This is a genomic window from Bosea vestrisii, assembly GCF_030144325.1.
Lineage (GTDB): Bacteria > Pseudomonadota > Alphaproteobacteria > Rhizobiales > Beijerinckiaceae > Allobosea > Allobosea vestrisii_A.
Genome location: NZ_CP126307.1, coordinates 4,252,745 through 4,279,377, shown reverse-complemented (window position 1 = coordinate 4,279,377; position 26,633 = coordinate 4,252,745). Strand labels below are relative to the sequence as shown.

Sequence of the window (26,633 nt, the reverse complement as noted above, 5' to 3'; positions counted from 1 at the left end):
GTCCCTCTGCGATCTCGGGTCGGCACATGACATCCCTGCGCCGACCGTCTTACGAGATCGCGACAAAACTACGTCAGAGCGATGACGAAGCCAACCGCCGGAGCACGCGCCGATCAGGCTCCGGGACCGCGATCCGGTTCAGGCGGAGAGCAACTGCGCCGTTCGCAAGCCTGAAATACGGTCGATCCAGCCGCGCAGCTGCTCGCGCGACAGTGGTTTAGCCAGGCAATCGTCCATTCCCGCGGCGAGCGCCTGCCGACGATCCTCCTCCGCCGTATCGGCGGTCACGGCGAGGATTGGCAGCCGCCCGGTGCCGAGCATCGCCTCAATGGTGCGAATCCGGCGCGCGACGGAAAGCCCGTCCTGAACCGGCATGCGAATGTCGAGCAGGACGAGATCGAAGCCCTGCCCTGCTCCACCGAGGGTGGCCTCGACGAGGCGAGTGGCCTCACCGCCATCGCGCGCCCACACCGCCGTGCAGCCGAGCCTCTCCAGGGTGCGGGTCAACAGCAGCGCATTGATTTCATTGTCCTCGGCGACGAGAACCCGCAGGCCGGCACCAGGCGGCTGTATCGAAGGATCGGCAGCAGGCGCCACATCGCCCCCGCTCTGCGAGCGCTCAACCGGATCGAGCCGCACCTGCAGCGAGCGAGCCCGGACCGGCTTGACGAGAAAGCCGGTGAAGCCGGCGGCGTAGGGCGAGCCGAAGCTGCGGCGCTCGGCCGGCGCCAGCATGATCACGATATCGGCGACGCCGGCCCGGCGCGCTGCGGCCGCCAGTGCCTGGACCTCGCCACCCGGCAGATTGCTGTCGACCAACACCGCGGATAGAGCAGAATCACTGGCGAGCTCCGCCAGCGCCAGCGCGTGATCGCCAGCCCGCCGGACATGTGCTCCCGTCCGTTCGAGACAGGCCGCAATATGGGTGGCGCTAAACGGCGCCGACGAAGCGATCAGGATGCGCCTACCCCGCCAGTCCGGCGATTCGGGTGTTACGCCTACGGCAGCGCCGGTTCGCAACGGCAGGGCCAGCCGGAACAGCGCACCACCGCTCTTGCGGTTGCTTGCCTCGATATCCCCACCCATGGCACGGGCGACCCGGCGCGCGATGGCGAGGCCAAGGCCGGTGCCGGCATGCTCGCGATGCCCGGTCATTCCGCCCTGCTCGAACTCCTCGAAGATCGTCATCAGGCGCTCCGCCGGGATGCCCTGACCGGTATCGGCGATGGTCATCACGATCTCGCCGCCAGCGATCTCGGCCTCGATCCCCACCCCGCCCTCCTGGGTGAACTTCACGCCATTGCCGACGAGGTTGAGCAGGATCTGGCGCAGGCGTTCGGCGTCGCCGAGGAGCCGCCGCGGGAGGTCCGGCGCGAGCAGGGTGGAGATCTCGATACCCTTGGCCTGGGCGCGAGGCGCCATCAGCTCGGTGACGTCCTCGATCAGCGTAGCGGGATCGAACGGCGCATCGGCGAGCTCGAGCTTGCCGGCCTCGACCTTGGCGAAATCGAGGATGTCGTCGACAAGGCCGAGCAGGGCTTCACCCGATGTCCGCAGCGCCTTGACATAGGTACTCTGCTCCGGATCGAGCCTGGTGTCGCCGAGCAGGTCGGCCATGCCGAGAATGCCATTGAGCGGCGTCCGGAATTCATGACTGACCGTCGCCAGGAAGCGCGACTTGGCAGCGCTCGCCTCCTCCGCCTTGCTGCGCGCCTCCTCCAGGGCTGTTTCGGCAGCAATGCGCCCGCTGATCTCGCGACCGACGCGTTGCAGTACGGTCTGGCCCGCGGCGACCGGAACGATCGTCTCGACCCAGGCCAGCCAACGCTCGCCGCCGTCCGTCTCGATGCATTCGTCGAAAACCCGGGCCCCGCCCGGCAGCACCTGCACGGGACGAGCGCTGCGTACGCGCGGCTGCTCGCTGCTGCCGACGGCCTCGGCCTCGGTCATGCCGATGAGCGCCGCATAGGCGGCATTGGCGTAAATGATCCGGCCTTCGCTGCGGCGCACGATCAGGTCGCCTTGCGCCTCGATCAGGCTGCGATAGCGCTCCTCGCTGTCGGCCAGCTCCCAGAGCCGGTCACTCAGCTTCTCGACGTCACGCGTCAGCGCCTTCGCCTGCCGCGTGACCTGCTGGCGCTCCCGCAGCAGCCGGATCGCGATGAAGGCGCAGGCCACGGCAGCGGCGAAGGCGGCGCCGGCCAGCAAGGCGAGTGGGGACAGCGGCTCGATCATGCCATCCGATCTAGCATCCACCCTCTTGAAAAAGCGTTCGCCCCATCCGCGAGGATGCCGAATGGTTTGAATGGTTTCGTTAACCTTTCAGCATGGATTGGGGCGATCACGCTGCCTGCGCTGCCTGGTCGATGCGCGAGCGATAGCCCGAACGCTGCGAACTGAAACCGGCTCTGACTTCTCCCGCAGGCCATCTGCGGCAAGCCAAACTTCTCGTTTGGTAGGCATCTCGAACTCCTCAGCCAATTTCGAGCTAAGGAAGACGGGTGAAAATCCCGTTGAAATGCGACGCCAATCCTTGAATCGCGCCGAGCTCTTGTGTCGGCTTTTCGTATGAGCAAGAAACGAAACTCAGCAGGCCCAGCCGGCGAACGCCTCTTTCGCGTCTATTTGAGGCATTCCCTTGCGCCGGACAGAGATTCGCTGTTCGCGCTCCTCGAGGCGGCCCACAGCCTCAGCGACCGGCTGGAAATTGACTGCGGGAAAACACTCTTCCACGTCCAGGAATTCTTGGCGCTGAAGTGCTTGCGGAACCTCTTTCACCATCATCAGGAGCTCCGGCACATCGTCAGACTAGTCCCCAAAACGGCCCATCCTGTGATGTCGGACTTGCTATATCTGTGCCTCGTGCCCCGCGACATCGTGGAACTCGCCATCGAGGAAACCGGGAAGAAGCATAAGCAGGAAACCCGGCAAGCCTGCGAGGCGGTTTTCCTCACTGACTTTTGCGCCGCGCGAGCCACCGGGATCACGCCGGTTCCCGGTGGAGGACCTGCATGACCGACGTTATGGCCAGGCCAAAGCTTTCTACGAGCGCTCACTCTTCATAGTCGAAGGCGTGGTTTGGACCGCTGTCCGCGAACCCGTGCTGTCATTACGGCTATGGCCAAAGCGGGCCGGCGTGACGCTAATCCCGCGCCCCGTGGTCGGTGCAGCTCATCACCAATTCAGCCTTGCTCGCGCGGCGGAGCTCACCGAGTTCGTCCGCGACAAGCTTGGTCGTCAATGCGGACAGCTGCCCGCCTTTTACGTTGTGGACAGCAGTGCTCTCACGCAATGCGATCTCGTCGAGCTCGCATGGGATACGCTTCGCATCTGGGCGCACCCTGAGCTGGATCGCGAGGCACTTTTGGACGGTCCCGCTGACTCCGGTACGGTAGAAGCCAGAATTTTGGTCCGCACCGCGCACAAGCGACTAGCCGCGGTCGCGGCGCTAGAAGCCTCGGGGCGGCAGGACCGGCATCCATTGACAGCGAAGTTTCTTCAACGGTGGGAGTTCGAACTGTCGTTCCCGCACGCCCAGGGGATGATGACGGGCGACTTAGTCCCCAGCTGGACGGCCGATGAGGTGCCGCAAGAAATTCTGGACGAACTGGCGACGCTCTCGCTTTAGCCAACCTCATCGGCTGGCAGAATCATCCCCCCTGGGCAGGCCCCGGCTAATGATGGCAAGCTGGCCTGCTGCCGGTTTCGTGGACGGTCAGTTAAGCCAATCCCACCTTTATTTCGAACTCGGCCGGGCTGAGATAGCCGATGGTCGAGTGCCTGCGGATCGTGTTGTAGAACCTCTCGATGTAATCGAACACGTCGGCCCTGGCGGCGTCGCGCGTCCGGTTGATTTTGCCCTTGATGCGTTCGGTTTTCAGGGATGAGAAGAAGCGCTCCATGGCGGCGTTGTCCCAGACATTGCCGGATCGGCTCGCCTGCCCCTATCGCTGATCTTCAGTGCAGAGGGGACTTTGTAGCCCGATTAAACGTCGCACGCTTCACAACGCTAAATTGGGCTACACAACGCCTCGTACGACGCTTAATCGGGCTACACCGCGCGGGCAATTGGGGGCCATTGCACCCAGATTCTTTCACGAATTTTGGTTCGGAGTGCCAGCAATCGGGCTGCGCGACAGGTCTCCCCGTTAGGGATGTCACTCGTGTTAAGTGCGGGCTTGCTGGGAGCTTTACGTGATGACGGTAGCCTCGATGAGCCGTGTGGAACTCGGTCGGGATGCAGATCCTGCAGTATATCGTGTTGGAGCAGATTTCGGTGGCCGAGATGTCTCAGTTACTGCGGCTGACTCATAGCAAGCCCAATCAAAAAGTAGGTTGATGCCTTCGTTTTTCACGAGGGTAGTCATAACTGCGGCCTATTCCCCTAGGGACCGAGCAGGCGGATCGTTTCGGTCATACCGGCGCGCAGGAACGGGTCGGAGTGCAGATAGAAGAGTTGGACGCCCTTGGGACGCCAGTAGGGCATCTCCGCAAGAGTCGCTAGCGTACCGGCGATCTTGCCGGCGGCGCGGATCTTCGAGACGGCCTCGCCGACCTTGTCGATGACCGGCTGCGGCCGCGGGTGGCCGAAGGGCGGGGCCGGTGGATAGCCCATGTTCTGCGAGAGATCGCCCGGCCCGATGAAGAAGACGTCGATGCCTTCGACCGCGAGCAGCGCGTCGATCCCGTCGATCGCCTCGAGCGTCTCGATCATGCCGATGACGAGCCGTTTCTCATGGTCGGCGTAACAGCCGTAGCGAACGGCATCGACCACGGCGCGCGCCTGTTCGGCGGTATCGATCATCGGCACCATCAGCCCGTCGGCGCCGGCGTTGAGATAGCGAATCAGCAGGGAGCGCTGGTGGCAGTCGGGCCGGACGATCGCGGCGCCACCGGCTCCACGGATCGCCTGTGCGGTCAGGCGGACATCCTCGAAGCTCCAGGTGCCGTGCTCGCAATCGAGGAAAATTGAATCCGCGCCCAATTCAGTGAGACGGACAGCGTGACCCGGCGAGAGATAGTGGCTGGTCAACATGCTGATGCATTCGCCTTGGCTCAGGCGCTCGCGCAATTTGGCTCCGTTCATCATGTCGATCCTGATCTCAGCGCTTGGGCATGTCTGGCGTGTCGGCGGGTGCGCCGACCCAGCGCGCGGTCTCGATATCGGCGGAGGTATCGCGCATCCGCGTCGGGCAGATGTGCAGTTCGGGGATCATGGCGCCCTGCTGCAGGCTCGCGCACAGCAGCACCGCGCGTGCGACGTCATGAGCGTCGAGCATGATGGCGCGCTCTTCGGCCAGCGGCGGGCGGGCGCGGTTGTTCATGATCGGCGTGTCGGTCTCGCCCGGCAGGATCGTCGTCGCGCGGATGCCCTGGTTGCGATAGGTGTTGTGCAGGAAGCCCATGAAGTTCTTCACCCCGGCCTTGGCCGCGCCATAGGCCGCCCCGCCCAGCAGGTTGGGGTTCAGCGCCGCCAGCGACGACACCGTGATGATGGTGCCGCCTCCGCGCGCGATCATTGACGGCAGCACCGCCTGCGTCAGCGAGAAGACGGCCGTCAGGTTGACGTTCAGCGTCGCGTTCCACTCGTCCTCGGAGAGAAAGCGGGCGTTTAGCACCTTGCTGGCGCTACCGGCATTGTTGACCAGGATGTCGATGGGGCCGAGTTCCGCCTCGATTGCCGCGACGGTCGCGAGGATCGCGCCCCGCGAGGCGATGTCGAGCGTGCGGACAACCGCTTTACCGCCGTCGCCGGCGATCGCCTGCGCGACCTCGTCGAGCGGGCCTGCGCGCCGCCCGGTCAGCACGACGGTTGCGCCCTCGTGTGCCAGCAGGATGGCGCTCTCGCGCCCGATTCCGGTGCCTGCGCCCGTGACGAGAGCGATCTTGCCCTTGAGCAAAGCCATGATTCCGTCCTTACTCGGCAGCCACTGAAAAGGCGGCACCGTAGATGCGCCGCGTCGCCTCACGAGTGACCAGGCCCTCGGCCAGATCCTGCGCAATCAGGTCGGCGGAGCGTGCGGCCGTCCTCCCCCAGCCGCCGCCGCCGGGCGTTTCGACCTCGAGGCGATCCCCCGTCTGAAGCACGACCTTGCCCTTCGGAAACTGTGCCTGCCCATTCCGGGCGACCTTGCCGGGCGTCCCCGACTGTCCGTCCACCACCCCGAAGCAGGGGTGACGGACCCGTTCGGTCGCGAGATAGACGTTCATTGGCGCCTTGGCGCGGTTGCGGAGGATGACGCGCTGGCCGAGCCCGCCGCGATGCTGTCCGGCCCCGCCGGAATCGGCGATCAGCTCCTTGCACTCCGTCAGCACGGGCACCGCAATCTCAAACATCTCGATCGCGGTGACCTTACAGTTGGAGGGGAAGCTGAGCGTGTCCAACCCGTCGATCTCGGAACGCGCGCCCTGGCCGCCATGGAAGTTCTGGACTGAACCGTATTGCGAACCATCGTCGCGACGCCCCACGCAATTGGCGGCCCAGATCGGGGCGCCGCCGCTGTCGCCCATCACCTTGTCGGGAACGATGCCCTCCAGCGCCTTGAAGATCAGCGAGGGGATGACGTGGCCGATCAGGTTGCGGGAGTTTCCTGCCGTCCAGGCTTCGGGGTTGAGGATCGAGCCGAGCGGCGCCTCGTCGGTGACGGGCCTGATGCAGCCCTCGTTGTTGGGCGTCTCGGGGTCGAGCAGGCATTTCAGCGCGTAGACGGAGTGGGCGTAGCGGTAATTGGTGCGGCAATTGATCGAGTGCAGCACCTGGTCGGAGGTGCCGGCATAGTCGACATGGACCGTCTCGTCGCCGACGATGACGGCGGCCTTGAGCGTGATGTCATCGTGATAGCCGTCGAGCAGGACCTCCGCCTCGTAGCGGCCGTTGGGCCAGGCGCGGATCGCCTTGCGCATTTGAGCCTCCGAGCGCGAATGGATCGCATCGGCGAGACCGTCGACCTCGTCGAGGCCGTACTCGTCGAGGAACTTCACCAGCTCGCGGCCCATGACGTTGTTGGCCGCGACCATGGATTCCAGATCGCCGAGCACTTCGGTCGGGAGCCGCACGGAGGCCGCGATGATGTCGAGCACGTCCTGGTTGGGCACGCCGGCGCGGTGCAGTTTCACGATCGGGAAGCGGATGCCCTCCTCATAGATGTCGCTGGCCTCCGAATGCAGCGGCGCGCCGCCGATATCGGGCAGATGCGCGATCGAGCCGGCATAGGCGACGATCCTGCCGTTCTTGAAGATCGGCGTGATCATCGTCACGTCGGGCAAATGGCCGGTGCCGATTTCGGGATCGTTGGTGGCGAGCACGTCCCCCTCCTGCAGCGTCTCCGCCGGAAACTTCGGCAGGAAATAGGTCTGCGCCGCGACCGGCAACGAGGTGATGAAGACCGGAATCGACCAGGTGCACTGGGCCAGCGCCCGACCGCGGCTGTCGAGCAGCACCGTGACGTAGTCGTGGTTCTCGCGCACGATCGGCGAGAAGGCGGTGCGGCCGAGGACGGTATCGGCCTGGTCGGCGATAAAGATCAGCCGGTTCCACATCACCTGCAGGTTGATCGGATCGTTGAAATCGGTGGCGGTCTTCGTGGTCTCGGACATCGGGATCGTCCTCAGAGAATGTTGATGACGAGATTGCCATGCACATCGACATGGGCCGTCCCGCTCGGGCCGATGACGGCTGTGGATTCGCGCTGCTCGACGATGGCCGGCCCCTGCACGGGCTCGTTCGCCGGCAGGCTGTAATGGTCGTAGACGGGCGTCTCGACGGCCGTGCCCAGTTCCTGGAAATAGACCTCGCGCGTGCCTTTGAGGGCGTTTGCCGCCGTCGTGCCATGAGGCCGGGTGACCTTGTCCTTCTCGCCGCCGGCGCGCAGGCGCCAGGTGATGACCTCGAGACCGGCCTTGACTGTGCGGCCGAAAAGCTCGCGATAAAGCCTGGTGAAGTTGCCCGTCAGCTGCGCCAGGAACTCGTCCTGCGGCAGGTCCAGATGGGGCAGCGCGACCGTGATCTCATGGCCCTGGCCGACATAGCGCATGTCGACGGTGTAGCGGTTCGCGATCGTTTCCGCAGGCACCCCGGCCGCCGAGACGACTTCGGCGCCCTGCACCGCGAGATCGCCGAGCAGGCTGCGCATCTGGGGCGCATCCCAGTCGCTCAGCGCCATCGGGAAACTCGCCGAGAGATCGACCGCCACCGGAGCGATCAGCAGGCCAATGGCGGAGGTAACGCCGGCGCCCGTGGGGCAGATGATGCGCTTGATGCCGAGCTTGCGGGCGATGCCATAGGCATGCACCGGTCCGGCACCGCCGAAGGCGACCATGGGCAGCGAGCGTGGATCGACGCCGAGATCGGTCGCGTGCATCGCTGCTGCTTTGCTCATCGATTCATTGACGAGATCATGGATGCCCCAGGCGCAGCGGGTGACGCCGACGCTGAGGTCGTCAGCGAGCCGTGCCATCGCGTCATGGGCGGCGTGCTTGGAGACCTTGAACGAGCCGCCGACGAAGGACTCAGTGCCCATATAGCCGAGCAAGATATCGGCATCGGTGACGGTCGGCTCCGTGCCGCCGCGCTGATAGGCGGCCGGCCCCGGCAGGGCGCCGGCCGAACGCGGGCCGACATCGAGCAGGCCCAGCGCGTTTTTGGCCGCGATCGAGCCACCGCCGGCGCCGATCTCGATCATCTGGATCGACTGGATCTTGAGCGGAAAGCCCGAGCCCTTGCGGAAGCGCTGGTGGTGGGCGACCTCAAGATCAGTGCCGACCGTCGGCTCGCCATTGGGAATCAGGCAGAGTTTTGCGGTGGTGCCGCCCATGTCGAAGGACAAGACGCTGCCCTCGCCGGCGATGCGGCCGAATTCGGCGGCCGCGACCGCGCCGGCCGCGGGACCGGATTCGATCAGGCGCACCGGGAGTTCGGCGGCGCGACGGCTTGGGACGAGCCCCCCGACGAGGTCATCCAGAGGACCTGCTGATCGATGCCTTTCTCGGCAAACTCCCGCTGGAGATGGGCGACATGGCCGGCCATCTGCGGGCGTGTGTAAGCGTTGACCACCGTGGTCGAGGCACGGTCGAACTCGCGGACCTCAGGGCAGACCTCGGAGGAGAGCGAGACAAAGATGTCCGGATATTCGTCCTTCAGGAGGGCAGCGACGCGCTGCTCATGGGCGGGGTACTTGTAGGCGTGAAGCAGGCAGACCGCGACAGAGCGAACCCCCTTCTCGCGCAGGCGCCCGGCGATCTCGCGGACCGTGTCCTCTTCCAGCTCGGCGACGATCTCGCCATCGGCCGCGACCCGCTCCCTGGCGCCGAAGCTGTTAGCGCGGGTGACGAGCGGCTCGGGATAGCGCAGGTTGAGGTCGTAGAGTTCGTAGCGGCCCTCGTTGCGGATGCGCAGCATGTCCTGGAAGCCGGCCGTGGCGATGAATCCGGTTTCGACGCCCTTGCGTTCCAGAACCGCGTTGGTGACGACCGTGGTCGCGCCCAGCACTTGCAATCTGGTGACATCGATGGCGTTGCCAAACCGCTCCAGAAGCTCCGAGACACCCTGCACGACGGCCTCTGCCGGGTTCAGTGGCGTGCTCAGCACCTTGTGAAGATGAATCTCACCCGCGTCGTCAAGCAGCGCGAAATCGGTGAACGTGCCCCCGGTGTCGAATGCCAGCTTGGCCATGATATCCTCTGATCCTGCCTTGCGGAGATCGCGGAGGCCGTGGCCGATATTCCGGCCGCGGAGCCGTCAGCTCCGCGACGACACGCAAAGGGTAAAGGCATCGCGACGCGGCTGGCCAACAGGACTGCGGTCTGCCGCCATAGACTTTGCTTATAGCGCTGCGGGCGCCCGCTCGATCTCGACGGGGACCGGCTGCAGGCCGAACGGAGCCTCGCGGATCAGCTCCTGGACTATCTCGATCAGCACGGAGCGGGCGGCGATGGCAGGCTCCGACAATGGCAGATGGTCCGAGACGCAAAGCGAGACCGTCGCGGTCATCGCCGGCCGCACGAGGGGCCGGACGACGGCACCACGAAAGCCCACCGCGCTGGCCGCCACCGAGCCCGGCAGAATCGTCGAGCCGAGGCCGTCCATCATTGCAGCGCCCAGCGACGAGACCGACTCGATCTCGGCCGCGACATGCGGCGTGACGCGGGCCCGCCCCAGCGACTCGTCGATCATCTGGCGCAGGAAATGCCCCCGGCTCGGCAGCAGCAGATCGACCTCCGCCAGCGCCGAAAGCGGCAGCGCTTCGCCCTCGGGCGCCTTGAAGACGGAGCCCGGCGGCGAGACCAGCACAAGCTCTTCCGTGAACAACGGCTGCAGTACGACGCCCTTGATCGGCCGCGAGCCATAGATCACCGCCATGTCCATCTTGCCGGTCATGATCAACTCGCTCAGCACATGGCCGAAGCTGTCGTTGATGTGGATGACGATGTCGGGATAGCGCGCCTTCATCGCCTTGAGCAGCGGCAACGAAAGCGCGCTCGACGCCGAATAGGTGGCGAGCCCGATCGAGACGCGGCCCGCGACGGAGCGCGACGACTGCTCGATGTCGGTCTGCGCCTGCTCGACCTGCTTCAGCAGGAGCTGGGCGTGACGGTAGAGGATCAGCCCAGCCTCGGTCGGCGTGATGCCGTGATTGCTGCGGATCAGGAGCTTGTGCTTGAAATGGCTTTCCAGCGCGGCGATCTGCTGGGACAGTGCCGGCTGGGCCGTGCGCAGAATGTCGGCCGCGCGCGAGACGCTTCCGGCGTCGACGACCTTCACGAAACTCTTCAACTTCTTGAAATCGACGCTCATCGACCCGGCCGCCTCCCCAGCGGGCGAGGTTAGGGCATTCCCATGGAACACGAAACCGGGACCCCTCGATGGCCGTCAGCTCGGTGGCCGTCAGTGCGGTGCCTCCGCCTCGCCGCGCATCTTGCCGGTCATGAACAGCTCGCCGAGCTCTTCATGGCTGATCTCGGCCGGCTTGCCATCCCAGATCACCTGGCCCAGCCGCAGGATGACGGCGCGCTGCGCCACCTCCATCGCCTTCTTGGTGTTCTGTTCGACGAGCAGGATGGTCTGGCCCATCGCGTTGATGCGCAGCAACTCGTCGAAGACGATGCCAATCGCCGCTGGCGAAAGGCCCACCGAAGGCTCGTCGACCAGCAGAATGCGCGGCCGCTGGAGCACGGCCATCGCGACCTCGAGGAGTTGCTGCTCGCCACCCGACATATTCCCGGCCAGCGTCGAGCGACGCTTCTTAAGGATCGGGAAGAGTTCATAGACATAGTCTCGGTCGGCTTTCACCCTTGCGTCGCGCAAGGTGTAGGCGGCCATCTGCAGGTTCTCGTCGACCGTCATGAGCGCGAAGTTGCAGCGGCCCTGAGGCACGAAGGATACGCCCTCGGCCAGGATCTCGCGCGAGGGCAGGCCGGCGATGTCCTTGCCCTGCCAGCGAATGGCGCCACCTTTCACCGTCGTCATGCCGTAGAGCGTCTTGAGGAGGGTCGATTTGCCGGCGCCGTTGGGACCCATCAGCGCAACGAATTGGCCCTGCGGCACATCGAGATCGACGCCGTTGAGGATGTCGAGCGAGCCGTAGCCCGCACGCAGGCCCGCAATCGAAAGACTTGTCTCAGCCACCAAGATAGGCCTCCCTGACCGCCTGGTTGCGCACGATCTCGTCGGGCGTGCCCTCCGCGAGCTTGCGACCCTGGTCGAGCACGGCGACGCGCTGGCAAATGCTGGTGATGACGTCGATGTTGTGCTCGATCACGAGGAAGCTGACGCCAAGCTCCGTATTGGCAAATCGGATCGCCTCGACGACGCGCTCGATCAGCTTGGGATTGATCCCCGCCATCGGCTCGTCGAGCAGGATCAGCTTGGGCTCGGGCATCAGCATCGAGGCGAACTGAATCAGCTTCTGCTGGCCGCCCGACAGGTTGCCGGCGGCTTGCGTGCGTACGTCCCAGAGCCCTGAGAGCTTGATCAGTTCGCGCGCCCGCTTACGCAGCCCGTCGATCCTGGCGCGCGAGCGGGCGCCGATGCCGAAGGTCGACCACAGGCCCGGAAAGGTGAACATCTGCCCGGCGATGACGAGATTCTCCTCGACGTCGAGGGCCCCGAAGGTCACCGTCTTCTGGAAGGAGCGCAGCATGCGCCCTTCGCGAGCGATGCGGTTCAGCGACCAGCCGGTGATGTCGTGGCCGTCGAGCTTGACCGTGCCGGCATTGGGCCGGGCCAGGCCCGAGGTACAGTCGAAGAAGGTCGATTTGCCCGAGCCATTGGGGCCGATCAGCCCGCAGATCTCGCCGCGATGGACCTGGAGATCGACCGCATCCACGGCCTGGATCGCGCCGTAGGACTTGCTGAGCCCGGCGATGTCGAGGATGGGAAGCCCGGTCATGAACGCCCCCTCAGCATGGACCAGAAGCGGGTGATCAGCGGTGCGAAGCCCTTGGGGAACCAGAACACCAGCGCCAGCAGGCAGAAGCCGTAGGCGATCATGCGCAGTTCGGGCGCGATGCGCAGAAACTCCGACAGGCCGACGAAGAGCAGGCTGCCGAAAACGACGCCTGAGATCGTGCCCGGCCCGCCGCCGAGCACGATGATCAGCATCAGGGTCGAATAGGACATCTGAAAGGTCAGCGGGCTGACCACTGTCAGATAATGCGCATAAACGCTGCCGCCGAGGCCGGCGAAGGCGGCGCTGATCATGAAGACGACCAGCTTGTAGCGCCATGTCGGCACACCCACCGACTCGGCGAGCGTCTCATTCTCGCGGATCGCCACCATGTTGCGACCGGCCGGCGATTTGACGATGAGCCAGACGGCGAGCGTCGCGAGCGCGGCGATGGCGAGCACGAGATAATAGAAGCCGACCGTGCTCGAGACGGTGAAGGAGGCCGGTCCTAGTGCGAAATACGGTTTGGGGATGGCAGACAGGCCCATGTCGCCGCGTGTCACGCTGATCCAGTTCTTCGCCACCGCTTGGCCGATGATGACAAAGCCGAGGGTGCACATGACGAACGACGTCGAGCGCAATCTGAGCGCCGGAATGCCAAGCGGCAATGCGAGCAGCCCCGCCGCAGATCCGGCGGCTATGAGGTTGACGTAGAATGGCGTCCCCCAGTGGACCGCCATCAGGGCCGAGACATACGCGCCGATCCCGAAGAAGGCCGCCTGCGCGAGCGAGAGCAGCCCGGTATAGCCCACGAGCAGGTTGAGCCCGTGCGCCGGCAGCAGAAAGATCAGCGAGATGATCACGGCGTGGAGTGCGTAGCTGCCGAGCATCAGTGGCGCGAGACAGGCAACCGCGGCAAAGGCGAGCCCGAAGGGCAGGCGAAGGTCGCGGCTGGGCGCGGGAAGCGAGGTCTCGTTCAGCGACATCGTCGATCCTCGGACAGGGGGCCGGAAAGGGCCGCGCCTTCAGTAGCGGGCCTGGGCGGAGAACAGTCCGTGCGGCCGCCACATCAGGACGAGCATCAAGGTGGCGAAGCCGACCGTGTCGCGGAATTGCAGGCCGACATAGGTGGCCACCAGGCTCTCGGCGATGCCCAGGATCATAGCCGCGAAGAAGGTGCCGCGAACATTGCCGAGCCCGCCCATGATGATGATCGGCAACGTCTTGAAGGTGATGAGCTCGCCCATGCCGCCATAGACGCTGACATTGACCGGCGCCGTGAGCACGCCCGACAGACCGGCGAGCGCAGCGCCCAGGATGAAGGTCGTGACCACCACCTTGCGCACATCGATGCCCACCACCGCGCAGCAATCGACGTTCTGCGAGACGGCCCGCATCGCCTTGCCCATGCGGCTATAGGTGACGAGCAGCTCGAGCCCGAAGAAGACCAGCACCGCGATGACGATGATCAGGAGGCGCTGCTCGGCGAGCGAGACGCCGAAGATCGTGACCGGCTCGATATAGCCGCCCTCGAAGAACTTGTAGCCGCCGCCGAAGACGAGGATGACGGTGTTCTGCAGGATGAGCGCGATGCCCAGCGTCGCCAGCACGCCGGCCTCAGCCGGCGCACCCACCATGCGCTGCATCACGAACTTACCGACGACCAGAGCCACGAACGCCGTGGCAATGACCCCGGCCGCGACGGCGATCGGGTAAGGCAGGTCGAAAAACTCGATCGCGACCCAGGCCCCGAAGGTGCCGACCATGTAGTATTCGCCATGGGCGAAGTTGATCGCGCGCAGGACACCGAAGATCATCGTCATGCCAACGGCGACGATGGCGTAGACCGAGCCGGTGACGATGCCGTTGACGATCTGCTCTGAGATTTGGAACAGCATCCCGACCTCCCCTCAGGCCTGCGCGGGAACAGTCAGCGCGGATAATCGATATCGGCGGAATAGGCGCCCTTGACCACCGGCTTGCCGTCCTCGATCTGGAGCAGGATCATCGGCAGCTTCGCCTGGTTGTGGTCGTCGAAGGTCACCTCGCCGACGGCGCTGTCATATTTGATCTTGGCGAGCGCATCGCGGACCTTGGTGCGATCGATGCTCTTGGCCGCCTCGACGGCCTTGCCGAGCAGGTTCACGGTCTCCCAGTGGACATAGGCGTGGTTGTTGGGCGCCTCACGGTATTCCGCCGTGAACCTGGTGACGAAGCCTTTGCTCTTGGGGCTGTCCCAGGCCGGCAACCAGGCTGCGGCCTCGACGGCACCCTCCAGGGCCTTCGGCGCCGACTTGATCGTCTTCTCGGTGTTGAACTCGCCATTGCCGATCAGCGGAATTTTGCCGGCGAGCCCGACCTCGGTCATCTGCCGGGCGATGATCGGCGTGGTATCGGCCAGGCCGTACATGATGATCGCCTGGGCGCCGGAATCGCGGATCTTGGCGAGCACGCTGCGGAAATCGACCTCGCCTTCCTTGTAGTAGTCCTCGGTCAGGATCTGGCCCTTGAAGCGAGGCAGGTACTTCTTGGTGAACTCGATCGCCGAGCGGCCATAGTCGCTGTCGACCGAGAGCACCGCGAATTTGGTGAAGCCGCGCTTCTCGGCGGCGTATTGCGCGACGATCAGGGCGCGGTTCTCGTCGGTCGGATAGTTGCGGAAGCTCCATTTAAAGCCGCCGACACCCGCCGCATAGGTGATCTTGGGATTGGACGACGCCGCGTTGATCAGAAGCACACCGGCATCCTCGACGACCGGCTGCATCGCCAGCGTCACCGAGCTCGAAACGTCGCCGATGACGAAATCGACCTTGTCCTGCGCGATCAGGCGCCGCGTCGCCGAGACGCCCTCGACCGGCGTACCCTGGCTGTCGGCGGAGAAGACCTCGATCTTGCGCCCGTCGATGCCGCCGGCCGCGTTGATCTCCTTGGCGGCGAGCTGCGCGCCGCGCAGCGAAAACGCGCCATAGCGTGCATTGGGGCCGCTCATCGGCGCGACGATGCCGAGTCGGATGCCGTTGTCCTGCGCCAGCGCCACCCCATGGAAGGCAGGTGCAACGGCAAGGCAGGCGGCGGACGCTAGAAGACAGAAGGCTCTACGGTCTGTTGTCGTGGCCATGATCGACTCCGTTCCCTGATCGTACTCCGCGATCTCGTCGCGGTTAGCCGGAACCGGCATCGTCGCACGCAGGCGACTTCCGATCCGATCGGGCTTGGTTGGCATACCCGACTGGAGGAAAGTCTAGGTTCGGTGGCCTTGGCCTGGGAACCACAACTGCATTCTGCCGCCATAGGGATTCTTTATGGCTCTGTCGCAATCCGGAATTTGACGGGAGGAGCGTCGCCCGATGGCCCAGATCAGGCCGCGAGGATCTCGAACTGTTCGGCGATCGAGGGGCGTGGATTATGGGCAAAATCTCGCCTGTCGTTTGCGCATCATATGGACCATCTCGATGCCGGAGAGGATAGCCTCGGCGCTCATTACCGACTTGAAGCCGAGCATCGAACGGATGCGACGCTTGATGCGCCGATGATCCTGTGCGATCGCGCTCGCAGACGGCTTTCGGCATACTAGGATCGGATCACCTCGTGATTGGTCTGGCTGCCGTCAATGACAATGCGATCCGGTCTGCCATGGCGCACAAGTGCCTTCCGCAGGAAGCGTTTTGCCGCCGGCAGGTCACGGGTTTCGCTGAAATAGAACTCGACCGTGTCGCCGACGCTGTCGATAGAATGATCGACGTTCAGGCGTCGCTCAGCCATCATTTCTTCCAGATCGCGCAGGCTCAAATTGCAAGCCAAATACCACCGCACGCACGGTAGGATTACGGATCGGTCGAAATGACGGCCTTTGAACATGGCAAGATCCCCGAAAGTCGAAATGCCCTCATGCAGGTGACACCTTGCAATCCAGTTTGCGACAGAACCTGCTGGGCGCTCGAATTCGTCGCTGATCGCGCTGCCAAGACCCGCTTCGATGCGGGCCTCAAAGTCGGGGCGCGCATCTCCAAGGCGGCGCGCGATCGCGGCCTGATCGCGCGTGCGATGCCCCATGGCGAGATCCTCGGTTTCGCCCCCGCCGCTGGTGACGACGAGGGACGAGATCGACGAGATCGTCGGCATCGCCGAGCAGGCCGTGCTTCAGGTCATGGACGAGCTCGCCCGCGAGAACGTCAAGCTGGCCTGAGGCGCCGCAATGGCTGAAGCAGCCCGCACATGCAAAAGGGCCCGCCGACATGGCGGACCCTTTCTCGATCGGCGGATGCCGAGTGGTGCTAGCGCGATGCGCTCAGGCGGTCTCCAGTTCCTGCTTCATCTCTTCCATGTCCTGAAAGCGGTCGGCGAGGCGCGGATGCGCGCGGCTGTTGTCGGCGGCGCCGATGGCGACAAGCACCTCGTCAGCGGCCGGCGCATCCGGGATCTGGAATTGGGCGGTGAGGAAGTGCGAGCGCTTGCCGGTCTCGCTCTTGTGGATCATCGGCAGCGACAGCAGGGCGCCCGGCGCGTTGCGCGTGTTGGTGAAGCTCAGATAGGCGGTGCCCTTGACGGCCTCGCGGAACATGTTGCCGAAGCGCAGCGTGTGGATCAGCGCCGAGGCGTGCTCGATCTCGCCATTGGAGCCGACGGCGGCGGCCTTGCCATAGGCCTCGACCTGCTCGGCCGGCATCACCGCGACGAGGCGCCTGGTGAGCTCCGCGCCTAGATGCGGGGCGATGCGCAGGATCTCGGGGCGCAGGTTGTCGACGAAGCCCTGCCCAGCCCAGGGGTTGCGCAGGACGGCGGCGACAACGATGAAACGCACCGGCTTGTCGGCGGCCTTGCCGCCCTCGATGAAGGTTTCCTCGACGAAGGTCGAGATCTTGCGCAGGCCGTAGTCCATGGCGTGTCCACCCAATGCGATTGTGAAACGGTGGTGAAACGTAGCGGCCGCGCTGCCGCTTCGTCTTCCATCGGATCGCTGGAAAAAAATCGTGGAACGACCTGCGATGCGGCGTAAGATCGACCGCTAAGGAAGGATCAGCACGGTGGCGGACCAGGCCTCGCAAATGCGCTCGCTGCGCGACGTCGCGAGCCGGATCAATTCCGGCGGCGATCTCGACACGGTGCTTCGCGACCTGATCAGAGCTGCCTGCGAGCATGGTGGCTGGGCGCTGGGCTCGATCATGGCGATCGACGCGGCGCATGGCGAGGCGCACGTCATCGTCCGGCACGACCCGACATTGTTGCGCCGGCCGCTGGAGAACCGCTGGGAGCTGGCGACGAGCCCCGCCTTGATCGCGCTCCAGCGCAACGAGCCCGTCTATATCCGTGACGCACGCGCCTCGGAGGAGTTCCCGGGCTACCGCCGCGAGGCCTTCGAGCGCGACTATCGCACCGTGCTCGTGCTGCCGATGAGCTGCTTCGACGCGCAGGGACGGCCATTGGTGCTGAACGTTGTCTCGCGCGGCGTGACCGATGTGTCCGGCGACGACCTCGCCTTCATGAGCATGATCGTCCATCTCGGCGGCATCGCGGTGGCGCGCGAGCACCAACTGCGGGCGCAGCGGCTGGCGGCAGAGCAGTTGCAGAACGCCCTGCAAACCCAGACCATACTGTTGCAGGAGGTTCTGTCGGGCGGCTCGACCGCGGCTCTTTCCACCATGCTCGCCGGGCTGCTGCCAGAGGCGATCGTGGTCGTGGATTTCGCCGGGAATGCGCTCACGGCCAGCCGCTCGCCGGCGCCGCTGCGCTACGACGACGCGGCCTGGCAGGCGGCGCTCGACGGCACGATCGGCGCGCAGATCACGTCTGTCGCTCGGGACGCCGTGGCGGCCGGCCGGGTCGAGCCGCAGAGCCTTCACCTCGATGAGGGGGCGCAGCGGTCGCAGATCGCGGCAAGGATCGAGGCGCTCGATGTCGATGGCCAGCCGGTCGGCGCGCTGGTGATCTTTCCGGAGAGCGGGGAGAGCGGCGGGGACCTCCAGCGGCTCCTGCTCGACAGCGTGAAATTTGCGCTCAGCGTGCAGATGATGCGCAGCGTCATCCGCTTCCGCTTCGAGACGCGCACCCTGACCGAGCTCTTCTTCGAGATCGTCGAACGGCGCTGGCGAGATGCCGACGACATTGTCCTGCGCGGCCGCCGGCTCGGGCTCGCGCTTGGCGCGCCGGCCTGGATGATCGTGGTGGACTTTCCCGATGGTCCGACCCAGCCCGCCGATATCAGCGTCGACTGCCATCACGCCGTGAGCCGGCTCGCGCGCCAGATGAACCTGCCGGTCAACGTCATCGCAGTCGGTGGCGGACTCGTCTGCCTCGTTCCTGGGGAAAAGAATGGGGGGCCGAGCGGGCGGCGAAACTGGCGCGCCGCGTGGTCGAAATCCTGCGCCACAGCTTCAGCCGCGAGCCGATCGTGGTGCTCGGCGGTGTTTGCGACGGGCTCGAGAGCTATCCGAAGGAATGGGAGCGTTGCTGGCGGATGATCCGGATCGCCCGCTCCTTCGGCCGCAGCGGGACCCTGTCGGCCTTCGACTTCGGTCCGATGCCGATGCTGATCGGCGCAGCCGAGTCGGCCGATGTCCGTAGCTTCGTCGATGGGGCGATCGGCGCGGTGATCGCGCATGACCGCAAGCACAATACGCCTTATCTGGAGACGCTTGCCGCCTATCTGCGCGAGGGCTGCCGCGCCCAGGCCTGCGCCGACGCGATGGGGCTGCACGTCACGAGCTTGCGCTACCGCCTCTCGCGCATCCAGGATCTCTTCGGCATCGATCCGGAAACGGCCGACAAGCGTTTTGCCATCGAGCTCGCCATCCGGCTGCACGGCGTCATCGAGAGTAGCGAAGTGACGGTGGCGTGAGAGATATCAGCTCCGCCGATCCGGCGAAACATTTCCCGAATCTATCCAGCTATTCGTAGGAAGCGAAAGGCAATGCTGGCGCCTAGCCTCTCACCACGATCCCGCATTGATCGAGGTGAGGCGGATGCTCGCTACCGCGGAAAAGACAGCCACTGCGATCGATCCGGTCGCGCTGCGTCGCGCTTTCGGCACCTTCGTGACCGGCGTCACCGTGATCACCACGCGCGATGCCGACGGCACCCCGCGGGGCATGACCGCGAACTCCTTCACCTCGGTCTCGCTCGATCCGCCTCTGCTCCTGGTCTGCGTCGGCAAGAGCGCCCATAGCTACAGCGCCTTCAACCACTCGGATTCCTTCGCAGTCAACCTGCTGCACGAGGCCCAAACCGACATCTCGAACCTGTTCGCTTCCAAGGCTGCGAACAAGTTCGACACCGTCAATCACGATCGTGCCCACACCGGCGCGCCAGTCTTGACCGATTGCCTGACCTGGTTCGACTGCACGGTCCACAACCGCGTCGACGCCGGCGACCATGTCGTGCTGATCGGCGAGGTGCAGGCCTTCGGCACCAGCCCGTCCGCGCCGCTCGGCTTCTGCCGGGGCCGCTATGCCAATGTGAAGGACCCGCTGCCGCCGGGCTGGCTCGAATCCCACGGCATGATCGTCGGCTACCTGATCGAGTCGGACGGGCAGCTTCTGCTTCGTGCCGACGGCAAGGGTGGCTGGGTGCTGCCGAGTGCCAAGCGCCGCATCGCCGACAATGAGTTGAAGCTCGACGGCGGCGATGCTCTGACGCTCGTGCCGGACGACACTTTCCTCTACTCCGTCTTCGACGTGAGCGACGGCGATCCGGGCTACCTGATCTACCGCGCCAGGCTGGCGCAGGATTCCGCCTCGGTCGCGCTCTCGCCGGGGCTCCGCTTCTTCCCGATCGACGCACTGCCCTACGGCGAGATTCCGACCCGCGAGATCAGCTCGATGCTGCGGCGCTATGCGCGCGAAAGCGCCGGCAAGCGCTTCGGAATCTACATGGATTCCAACGATGGCGGCCGTCTCGCCATGGTCGGCGAGGCGCAGCCCTGGACCACCGTTCCGCAATCCTGAGCCGGTAAAGCGATCATGCAGACGACCGTCACATCTCTCGAAGGTTCGCGTCAGGGCCTGTTCATCGACGGCGCCTTCGTTGCGCCGAAGAGCGGCGTCTATGTGCCGTCCTACGACCCGACCACGGCCGAGCCCTGGTACGAGTTCGCGCAGGGCGATGCCGCCGATGTCGACGCCGCCGTGCGCTCGGCGCGAGCCGCGTTCGTCAACCCGGCCTGGCGCCGCATGACCCAGACGGAGCGCGGCAAGCTGGTGCGCCGGCTCGGCGAGCTCGTGCTCGAGAACGCCGACGAGCTGGCGATGATTGAGTGCCGCGACAACGGCAAGCTTCTCAAGGAGATGCGGGCCCAGATGCGGGCCATCCCGGATTCCTACCTCTACTTCGCCGGCATGGCCGACAAGCTCCAGGGCGACACGATCCCGGTCAACAAGCTCGACTCGCTGAACTTCAACCTGCGCGAGCCGCTTGGCGTGATCGGCATGATCATCCCCTGGAACTCGCCGCTGATGATGCTGACGGGCACGCTGGCGCCCTGCCTTGCCATCGGCAACGCCATCGTCGTGAAGCCCTCTGAACATGCGACGGCGTCGAGCCTCGCACTGGCGGAGTTGGCGATCGAGGCCGGCATCCCGCCGGGCGTTCTCAACGTCGTCACCGGCGACGGTGCCACCACCGGCGAGGCGCTGACGCGCCATCCCGGCATCGCCAAATACGTCTTCACCGGCTCGACCTTTACTGGGCGCAAGATCGCCGGCAACGCCGCGCAGAACCTCGCGCCCTGCCAGATGGAGCTGGGGGCAAGTCGCCCCATGTCATCTTCTCCGATGTCGACATCGACCGGGCGGTGAACGGCGTCGTTTCTGGCGTCTTCGCCGCCGCCGGCCAGACCTGCGTCGCCGGCTCGCGCTGCTTCGTTGAGCAGCCGGTCTACGACCGCTTCGTCGAGGCGCTGGTCGAGCGCACTCGCCGCATCAAGGTCGGCCACCCGCAGGTCGAGGACACCGACATCGGCCCGGTCGCGCTGGCGGCCCAGCTCGCCAAGATCGAGGACTATGTCGGCTCTGGCGTACGCGAGGGCGCCAAGGTCGCGGCCGGCGGCCGCAAGCCGCAGGACGGGGCGCTGGCGCGCGGCTGGTATTTCGAGCCGACCGTGATGGTCGAGGCCCGCAACGACATGCGCTTCATGCGCGAGGAGATCTTCGGGCCGGTCGTCGGCATCGTGCCGTTCAAAACCGAAGCCGAGATGATTCAGCTCGCCAACGACACCGAATACGGCCTGGCCTCGGGCATCTGGACCAAGGACATCGACCGGGCGATGCGCTTCGCCCGCGAGATCGATGCCGGCACCGTCTGGATCAACACCTACCGTTCCGCTGCCTACATGTCCGCCAATGGCGGCATGAAGAACAGTGGCTATGGCCGCCGCGGCGGCTTCGAGGTGATGCGCGAGTTCTCGCGCCTGAAGAACGTTCTCATCGACTACTCGGGCGCCATGCAGGACCCGTTCGTCATTCGCCTGCGCTGAGCTGTCCGCGACAGAAGCCAAAACGGAGGAAAGCCATGAAATTCGCCGTTTCCATCAGCATGGAGCGCTTCTCGCCGGGCGAGTCCATGCAGGACGCCGTCAAGAATTTCCGCGCCTTGGCGAAGGTCGCCGACGAGGGCGGCTTCGAGACATTGTGGACCGCCGAGCATCACACCATCGAGTGCACGATCTCGCCCAACCCCTTCCAGACGCTGACCTGGCTCGCCCAGCACACCGACCGCATTCGGCTCGGCACCGCAACGCTAGTCGCGCCCTACTGGTCGCCGATCCGGCTGGCCGGCGAAGCTGCGCTCTGCGACCACCTCACTGGCGGGCGCCTCGAATTCGGCATCGCGCGCGGCGCCTATCAGTACGAGTTCGACCGCATGGCCGGCGGCATTCCGCAGCAGGAAGGCGTTGGTTATATGAAAGAGCTGGTGCCGGCGGTGCAGAAGCTCTGGGCCGGCGACTATGAGCATGACGGGCACTACTGGAAGTTTCCGCTCGCGACCTCGGTGCCCAAGCCCCTGCAGCAACCCCATCCTGCGATCTGGGTCGCGGCGCGCGATCCCGGCACTTTCGACTGGGCGGTCGGCATCGGCGCCAACATTCTCTCGACGCCGCTTTCGGCACCGCCGGCCGAGGTCGGCGTGCTCGGCGAGAAGTTCCGCAAGGCGGTCGCCGACCACCCCGAGCACCCCCCGCCCGCGCCTGATGATGCAGCGGCGCACCTGCGTCTACGACCGGCAAGCAGACTGGGAGCTGGCTGTCCGGCACTCGGTCGATTACGGCGGCTATTTCGAGAACCTGATGCAGAACAGCGGCGCGGTGACGAACGGTTTCCCCGAGGCTATTCCTTTCGAGACTATCGCCAATCGCGACAACTACAATCCGCAGGCCGTGCGCGACAATTTGATGTTCGGCACGCCCGATGAGGTGATCCGCAAGCTGCAGGTCTATGAGGAGGCCGGCGTCGATCAGTACTGCCTTGGCCTCTCGTTCAATCTGCCTTTCGAGCTGCAGATGCGGACGCTGCGCCTCTTCATCGACGAGGTGATGCCGCATTTCATCGCCCGCGAGCGGGACAAGGCCCAAGCGGCAAAGCAAGAGCCACGCCTCGCCGCCGTGGGGTACTGAGCCGTGGCCGTCGGAACCTCAGCCGCCCGGCGTGCCGGGCCGACGGATGGGCCGCAGAGCCTGACCGTCGGCGGCGTGACGCTGAATTATCGCCTGCAGGGCGACGGCGAGCCGCTCATTTGTGTCCACGGCGTCGGCTCCTATCTGGAGGCCTGGGAGGGCGTGGCGGAGCGCCTCTCCGATCGCTTCCGCATACTCACCTTCGACCTGCGCGGCCATGGCCGCTCAAGCAAGGTGCGCGGGCGCTACGAGATCGACGATTTCGTCGGCGACGTGCTGGCGCTGGCCGACCATGTCGGCTTCGGAAGCTTCAATCTCGCCGGATTCTCGCTTGGCGGGCTGATCGCGCAGCGGCTGGCGCTGACGTATCAGCAGCGCATCCGCCGGCTCGTGCTGCTGGCGACGGTGGCCGGGCGCAACGAGGAGGAACGCGAGCGCGTCGCGACGCGGCTTGCGGCCTTGCAAGCGGGTGACCGCGGCTCGCATTACGACGCCTCGCTTTCGCGGTGGCTTACAGAAGGCTTCCAGGAGCGGAATCCCGAGCTAATCGCCAAGCTGCGCCAGCGTAATGCCGAGAACGATCCGGAGTGCTATGCTGCGGCCTATCGCGTGCTGGCGCAGACCGATTTCGGCGGGCTGCTCGACCAAATCCGCGTCCCGGTCCTGATCGCAACCGGCGAGGAGGACGCCGGCTCCAATCCACGCATGGCGCTCTACATGTGCGAGCGCATCTCCGGCTCGCAGCTGCACATCCTGCCGGGCCTGCGGCACTCGATCCTGACCGAGGCGCCCGAGCAGGTCGCCAGCCTGATGCGCAGCTTCTTCGGCGACGGCGGGGAGGGACAACGGGCATGATCGTCGAGGAACGGATCTATCGCATCCGCACCGGCCGTATGGGCCGCTATCTTCAGCTGGTGCGGGAGGAGGGGCTGGAGATCCAGCGGCCGATCCTCGGCCAGCTGGTCGGCTACTTCACCACCGAGATCGGGCCGCTCAGCCACGTAACGCATCTCTGGGCCTATGCCGATTTCGAGGACAGGACGCGCCGGCGCCAGCAGCTCGCGGACGACCCGCGCTGGCAGGCCTTTCTGCCCAAGCTTTCGGAGACCATCGAGCAGGCCGAGAACCGGATTCTGCTGCCGACGGATTTCTCGCCGCTGCGCTGACGCAAGAGACGCCGGTCTTCCTCGTGGGAGACGAGGGAAGGTTTTCATTCTCCTGCGGATCGCAGGAAGACGCACAAGTTCTGCCGGCTCTTACTAAGGCGGCAGGCAGGTCGAACAAGCCCGGTGCAATCGGGCACCGAGAGGAGGGTTCGAGATGACTGAGCGACTGCAGATCCAGAATCTGTACAAGATATTTTCCAGCACGCCGGGGCCTGCGCTGGATATCCTGGCCAAGGGTGGCGACAAGAACGAGGTCTTCGAGAGGCTCGGCGCCGTCGTCGGCCTCAACAACGTCTCGCTGACCGTGCCGCAGGGCGCCATGTACATGGTCATGGGCTTGTCGGGGTCCGGCAAGTCCACGCTGGCGCGTTGTATCAACCGGTTGAACGAACCGAGCGCAGGCAAGATCCTGCTCGATGGTCGTGACATCGTGCCGCTTGGGGAGGATGACCTGCGCGAGGTGCGCCGCACTCGCATATCCATGGTCTTCCAGCACTTTGCGCTGCTGCCCAACAAGCGCGTCATCGAGAACGTCGAATTCGGCCTCAAGCTGCGCGGCATTGCTCCGGCCGAGCGACGCCGCCGGGCCGAGGAGGTGCTGACCGTGGTCGGCCTTGGCCGCTGGGGCTATCATTTCCCGCACGAGCTCTCGGGCGGCATGCGCCAGCGGGTCGGCCTCGCCCGCGCGCTCGCGACCGATGCGGACGTGCTGATCATGGACGAGGCGTTCAGCGCACTCGATCCGCTGATCCGCACCGAGATGCAGGACGAATTGCTCCGCCTGCAGCGCACGCTGAACAAGACGATCCTGTTCATCACCCATGACTTCCAGGAGGCGCTGAAGCTCGGCACCCGCATCGCCATCATGTCCGAGGGCGAGCTGGTCCGTGAGGGCACGCCACAATCGATCGTGCTGGAGCCGGGCAGCGACTATGTCGCCGCCTTCACCCGCGAGATCGACCGGGCCCGCCTATTCGACGCGCGCTCAGTGATGCGCGCCGGCGAGCCGATCCTGCAATCGGAGCGCGGCAGCCTCGTCGGCGAGACCGGTGGGCCGGGCTTCGTGCTGGACCACGAGGGCAGGATCCTCGGCACGCTCGACGCAGACGCCTGCGGCAAGGCCCGCAGCAGCGGCGAGATCGGGGCACCGAGCGCCGACTATGTCAGCGTCGGGCCGGGCGCGAAGCTGCTGGAAGTTGCGCGCAGCTATCGCGGCGGCTGCCCGATCGCGGTCGTCGACGACGATGGCAAGTTCGTCGGCACGCTCGGCGCCGACGACATCCTGGCCCGCATCTCCTCCACCACGCCCAAGACCGCTTCTGCTGGAGAGCGCCATGTTCAAGGCTGACGATCTTGCCGTTTTCCCGGTCGACGCCTGGATCCAGAGCGGGGTCAGCTGGGTGGCGCTCAACCTGCGCCCGATCTTCCTCGCCATCAAATGGCCGGTCGAGAACCTGCTGAGCCTGAACGACTGGATCCTGCACGCCATTCCGTTCCCGATCTTCGTCGTTGGCTTCTTCCTGCTCGCCTGGCGGCTGTCGACGCTGGGGATTGCGCTGTTCAGCGCCGTCTCGCTGATCGTGATCGCCATGCTCGGCGTCTGGAACGAGGCGATGACGACATTGTCGCTGATCTCGACCGCCATCGTCTTCTGCGCGGTGATCGGCATTCCGATGGGTATCTGGTGCGCTCGCAGCGACAGGGTCTGGAACGTCGTGCGCCCCATCCTCGACATCATGCAGACGACGCCGAGCTTTGTTTACCTCGTCCCGGTCGTGATGCTGTTCGGGGTCGGCACCGTGCCGGGCGAAGTCGCGGTCGTGACGGCCGCGGTGCCGCCGCTGATCCGCTTCACCAATCTTGGTATCCGCATGGTCGAGCACGAGATCGTGGAGGCCGGCCTCGCCTTCGGCGCCGACAAGCGGCAACTCCTCTTCGAGATCCAGCTGCCGCTCGCCATCCCGACTATCCTCGGCGGCCTCAACCAGACGGTGCTGACCGCGATGGTGCTGTCGGTCGTCGTGGCGATGATCGGCGCTGAAGGCCTCGGCCTCGTCGTGCTCCAGGGGCTCGGCCGCCTCGATGTCGGCCGTGCCGCGGTCGGCGGCATCGCCATCGTGTTGCTCGCCATGGTTCTCGATCGGATCACGCAGAAGCTGGCTGCGCCGAAGGCAGGCGGCAGGTCCGCCGCGCGCGTCTCGCTGCTTGGCACGGTGGCACGCCTGTTCAAGGGCGGACGGCCCGACGAGGCCGGCGGGGTGGCCGCATCGGCCAAGCAGGCTGTCTGACGCATCTTCAGATGCGCCAGCAAGTTGGGCTGGGTGCGGCTGCACCCGGCCTCGAAGGCCCGCCGCGAGGTGGGAAGGGGAATAACAAAAAGCAACGCAAAGCAGGCCGGACGAAGTGCCTGGCAACGAGGAGAACGAGAAGATGACCACCAATCGGCTGAAAGTTCTGACGGCGGCTATTGCGGCAGGCGTG

Annotated in this window: 20 protein-coding genes and 6 pseudogenes; 11 read left to right on the top strand and 15 right to left on the bottom strand. The window is 65.3% G+C overall.

Annotated elements, in window-relative coordinates:
* Window positions 1-138: 138 nt before the first annotated feature.
* Both QO058_RS21065 and QO058_RS21060 read right to left on the bottom strand, forming a co-directional pair.
* On the bottom strand, window positions 139-2,235 hold the full coding sequence (locus QO058_RS21065) for a response regulator (RefSeq protein ID WP_284168196.1): 2,097 nt from the start codon (window positions 2,233-2,235) through the stop codon (window positions 139-141).
* Window positions 2,236-2,586: 351 nt separating this feature from the next.
* Window positions 2,587-2,784, bottom strand: a complete 198-nt coding sequence (locus tag QO058_RS21060; protein WP_284168195.1) for a hypothetical protein — start codon at window positions 2,782-2,784, stop codon at window positions 2,587-2,589.
* Window positions 2,785-2,998: 214 nt separating this feature from the next.
* Here QO058_RS21060 and QO058_RS21055 point away from each other — a divergent pair, with 214 nt between their 5' ends.
* Window positions 2,999-3,628, top strand: coding sequence for a hypothetical protein (locus tag QO058_RS21055; protein ID WP_284168194.1), 630 nt, complete (start codon window positions 2,999-3,001; stop codon window positions 3,626-3,628).
* 91 nt (window positions 3,629-3,719) lie between these two features.
* Here QO058_RS21055 and QO058_RS21050 read toward each other — a convergent pair.
* The 12 genes and pseudogenes from QO058_RS21050 to QO058_RS20995 all read right to left on the bottom strand — a co-directional run.
* Window positions 3,720-3,935: pseudogene (locus QO058_RS21050) on the bottom strand (IS3 family transposase); the annotation flags it as partial.
* A 449-nt stretch (window positions 3,936-4,384) separates the two neighbouring features.
* The gene (locus QO058_RS21045) at window positions 4,385-5,086 is read right to left on the bottom strand and encodes an HpcH/HpaI aldolase family protein (RefSeq protein ID WP_284168193.1); all 702 of its coding nucleotides are present in this window, start codon (window positions 5,084-5,086) and stop codon (window positions 4,385-4,387) included.
* 16 nt (window positions 5,087-5,102) lie between these two features.
* Window positions 5,103-5,906 (bottom strand): SDR family oxidoreductase, encoded by an 804-nt coding sequence (locus tag QO058_RS21040; protein ID WP_284168192.1) that lies wholly within the window; start codon window positions 5,904-5,906, stop codon window positions 5,103-5,105.
* Between the two features lie 10 nt (window positions 5,907-5,916).
* Complete coding sequence (locus tag QO058_RS21035; protein WP_284168191.1) at window positions 5,917-7,596, bottom strand: hydantoinase B/oxoprolinase family protein; 1,680 nt, start codon at window positions 7,594-7,596, stop codon at window positions 5,917-5,919.
* An 11-nt stretch (window positions 7,597-7,607) separates the two neighbouring features.
* Window positions 7,608-9,670: pseudogene (locus QO058_RS21030) on the bottom strand (hydantoinase/oxoprolinase family protein).
* Window positions 9,671-9,820: 150 nt separating this feature from the next.
* Window positions 9,821-10,792, bottom strand: coding sequence for a nitrogen assimilation transcriptional regulator NAC (gene nac, locus QO058_RS21025; protein ID WP_284168190.1), 972 nt, complete (start codon window positions 10,790-10,792; stop codon window positions 9,821-9,823).
* A gap of 90 nt (window positions 10,793-10,882) precedes the next feature.
* On the bottom strand, window positions 10,883-11,623 hold the full coding sequence (locus QO058_RS21020; RefSeq protein ID WP_432211962.1) for a branched-chain amino acid ABC transporter ATP-binding protein: 741 nt from the start codon (window positions 11,621-11,623) through the stop codon (window positions 10,883-10,885).
* Window positions 11,616-12,386 carry an ABC transporter ATP-binding protein gene (locus tag QO058_RS21015; RefSeq protein WP_284168188.1) on the bottom strand — a complete coding sequence of 257 codons (771 nt, stop codon included), beginning with the start codon at window positions 12,384-12,386 and terminating at the stop codon, window positions 11,616-11,618. The genes QO058_RS21020 and QO058_RS21015 overlap by 8 nt, the downstream gene beginning before the upstream one ends.
* Entirely contained in the window at window positions 12,383-13,369 is a 987-nt protein-coding gene (locus tag QO058_RS21010) for a branched-chain amino acid ABC transporter permease (RefSeq protein ID WP_284168187.1), read from the bottom strand. Before QO058_RS21010 ends, QO058_RS21015 begins: the two co-directional genes overlap by 4 nt.
* 39 nt (window positions 13,370-13,408) lie before the next feature.
* Window positions 13,409-14,281: a branched-chain amino acid ABC transporter permease gene (locus QO058_RS21005; protein ID WP_284168185.1), complete on the bottom strand. Its 873-nt coding sequence runs from the start codon at window positions 14,279-14,281 to the stop codon at window positions 13,409-13,411.
* A 32-nt stretch (window positions 14,282-14,313) separates the two neighbouring features.
* A complete protein-coding gene (locus QO058_RS21000) occupies window positions 14,314-15,501 on the bottom strand; it encodes an ABC transporter substrate-binding protein (RefSeq protein WP_284168184.1) in 1,188 nt (395 codons plus the stop codon).
* Window positions 15,502-15,740: 239 nt separating this feature from the next.
* A pseudogene (locus QO058_RS20995) lies at window positions 15,741-16,241 on the bottom strand (IS6 family transposase).
* A 75-nt stretch (window positions 16,242-16,316) separates the two neighbouring features.
* Between QO058_RS20995 and QO058_RS20990 the strand changes: the two are divergent.
* Window positions 16,317-16,569: pseudogene (locus tag QO058_RS20990) on the top strand (aspartate aminotransferase family protein); the annotation flags it as partial.
* A gap of 102 nt (window positions 16,570-16,671) precedes the next feature.
* Here QO058_RS20990 and QO058_RS20985 read toward each other — a convergent pair.
* Window positions 16,672-17,262 (bottom strand): amino acid synthesis family protein, encoded by a 591-nt coding sequence (locus QO058_RS20985; RefSeq protein WP_284168183.1) that lies wholly within the window; start codon window positions 17,260-17,262, stop codon window positions 16,672-16,674.
* A 166-nt stretch (window positions 17,263-17,428) separates the two neighbouring features.
* On the opposite strand from QO058_RS20985, the gene QO058_RS20980 reads away from it, so the two are divergent.
* The 9 genes and pseudogenes from QO058_RS20980 to QO058_RS20935 all read left to right on the top strand — a co-directional run bounded on the left by QO058_RS20980 (window position 17,429) and on the right by QO058_RS20935 (window position 26,440).
* Window positions 17,429-18,841 (top strand): GAF domain-containing protein, encoded by a 1,413-nt coding sequence (locus QO058_RS20980; protein ID WP_284172974.1) that lies wholly within the window; start codon window positions 17,429-17,431, stop codon window positions 18,839-18,841.
* Window positions 18,838-19,218 carry a helix-turn-helix domain-containing protein gene (locus tag QO058_RS20975; RefSeq protein ID WP_284168182.1) on the top strand — a complete coding sequence of 127 codons (381 nt, stop codon included), beginning with the start codon at window positions 18,838-18,840 and terminating at the stop codon, window positions 19,216-19,218. Before QO058_RS20980 ends, QO058_RS20975 begins: the two co-directional genes overlap by 4 nt.
* Before the next feature lie 124 nt (window positions 19,219-19,342).
* Window positions 19,343-20,323 (top strand): flavin reductase, encoded by a 981-nt coding sequence (locus QO058_RS20970; protein ID WP_284168181.1) that lies wholly within the window; start codon window positions 19,343-19,345, stop codon window positions 20,321-20,323.
* A 15-nt stretch (window positions 20,324-20,338) separates the two neighbouring features.
* A pseudogene (locus QO058_RS31175) lies at window positions 20,339-21,849 on the top strand (aldehyde dehydrogenase).
* 35 nt (window positions 21,850-21,884) lie between these two features.
* Window positions 21,885-22,986: pseudogene (locus QO058_RS20955) on the top strand (LLM class flavin-dependent oxidoreductase).
* 3 nt (window positions 22,987-22,989) lie between these two features.
* Window positions 22,990-23,841: an alpha/beta fold hydrolase gene (locus tag QO058_RS20950; protein WP_432211961.1), complete on the top strand. Its 852-nt coding sequence runs from the start codon at window positions 22,990-22,992 to the stop codon at window positions 23,839-23,841.
* Complete coding sequence (locus tag QO058_RS20945) at window positions 23,838-24,152, top strand: NIPSNAP family protein (protein ID WP_284168178.1); 315 nt, start codon at window positions 23,838-23,840, stop codon at window positions 24,150-24,152. Before QO058_RS20950 ends, QO058_RS20945 begins: the two co-directional genes overlap by 4 nt.
* A 154-nt stretch (window positions 24,153-24,306) precedes the next feature.
* Complete coding sequence (locus tag QO058_RS20940) at window positions 24,307-25,500, top strand: quaternary amine ABC transporter ATP-binding protein (RefSeq protein WP_284168177.1); 1,194 nt, start codon at window positions 24,307-24,309, stop codon at window positions 25,498-25,500.
* The gene (locus QO058_RS20935; RefSeq protein ID WP_284168176.1) at window positions 25,487-26,440 is read left to right on the top strand and encodes an ABC transporter permease; all 954 of its coding nucleotides are present in this window, start codon (window positions 25,487-25,489) and stop codon (window positions 26,438-26,440) included. Before QO058_RS20940 ends, QO058_RS20935 begins: the two co-directional genes overlap by 14 nt.
* Window positions 26,441-26,633: the final 193 nt, after the last annotated feature.

Excerpts from the sequence above, each read along its gene's own strand:
- QO058_RS20985 (WP_284168183.1), bottom strand. The coding sequence starts at position 17,262 with ATGGACTACGGCCTGCGCAAGATCTCGACCTTCGTCGAGGAAACCTTC.
- QO058_RS20940 (WP_284168177.1), top strand. The coding sequence starts at position 24,307 with ATGACTGAGCGACTGCAGATCCAGAATCTGTACAAGATATTTTCCAGC.
- QO058_RS20970 (WP_284168181.1), top strand. The coding sequence starts at position 19,343 with ATGCTCGCTACCGCGGAAAAGACAGCCACTGCGATCGATCCGGTCGCG.
- QO058_RS20945 (WP_284168178.1), top strand. The coding sequence starts at position 23,838 with ATGATCGTCGAGGAACGGATCTATCGCATCCGCACCGGCCGTATGGGC.
- QO058_RS21035 (WP_284168191.1), bottom strand. The coding sequence starts at position 7,596 with ATGTCCGAGACCACGAAGACCGCCACCGATTTCAACGATCCGATCAAC.
- QO058_RS21040 (WP_284168192.1), bottom strand. The coding sequence starts at position 5,906 with ATGGCTTTGCTCAAGGGCAAGATCGCTCTCGTCACGGGCGCAGGCACC.
- QO058_RS20935 (WP_284168176.1), top strand. The coding sequence starts at position 25,487 with ATGTTCAAGGCTGACGATCTTGCCGTTTTCCCGGTCGACGCCTGGATC.
- QO058_RS21045 (WP_284168193.1), bottom strand. The coding sequence starts at position 5,086 with ATGAACGGAGCCAAATTGCGCGAGCGCCTGAGCCAAGGCGAATGCATC.
- QO058_RS20980 (WP_284172974.1), top strand. The coding sequence starts at position 17,429 with ATGCGCTCGCTGCGCGACGTCGCGAGCCGGATCAATTCCGGCGGCGAT.
- QO058_RS21000 (WP_284168184.1), bottom strand. The coding sequence starts at position 15,501 with ATGGCCACGACAACAGACCGTAGAGCCTTCTGTCTTCTAGCGTCCGCC.
- QO058_RS21010 (WP_284168187.1), bottom strand. The coding sequence starts at position 13,369 with ATGTCGCTGAACGAGACCTCGCTTCCCGCGCCCAGCCGCGACCTTCGC.
- QO058_RS21015 (WP_284168188.1), bottom strand. The coding sequence starts at position 12,386 with ATGACCGGGCTTCCCATCCTCGACATCGCCGGGCTCAGCAAGTCCTAC.
- QO058_RS20975 (WP_284168182.1), top strand. The coding sequence starts at position 18,838 with ATGATCCGGATCGCCCGCTCCTTCGGCCGCAGCGGGACCCTGTCGGCC.
- QO058_RS21005 (WP_284168185.1), bottom strand. The coding sequence starts at position 14,281 with ATGCTGTTCCAAATCTCAGAGCAGATCGTCAACGGCATCGTCACCGGC.
- nac (WP_284168190.1), bottom strand. The coding sequence starts at position 10,792 with ATGAGCGTCGATTTCAAGAAGTTGAAGAGTTTCGTGAAGGTCGTCGAC.
- QO058_RS21060 (WP_284168195.1), bottom strand. The coding sequence starts at position 2,784 with ATGATGGTGAAAGAGGTTCCGCAAGCACTTCAGCGCCAAGAATTCCTG.
- QO058_RS21065 (WP_284168196.1), bottom strand. The coding sequence starts at position 2,235 with ATGATCGAGCCGCTGTCCCCACTCGCCTTGCTGGCCGGCGCCGCCTTC.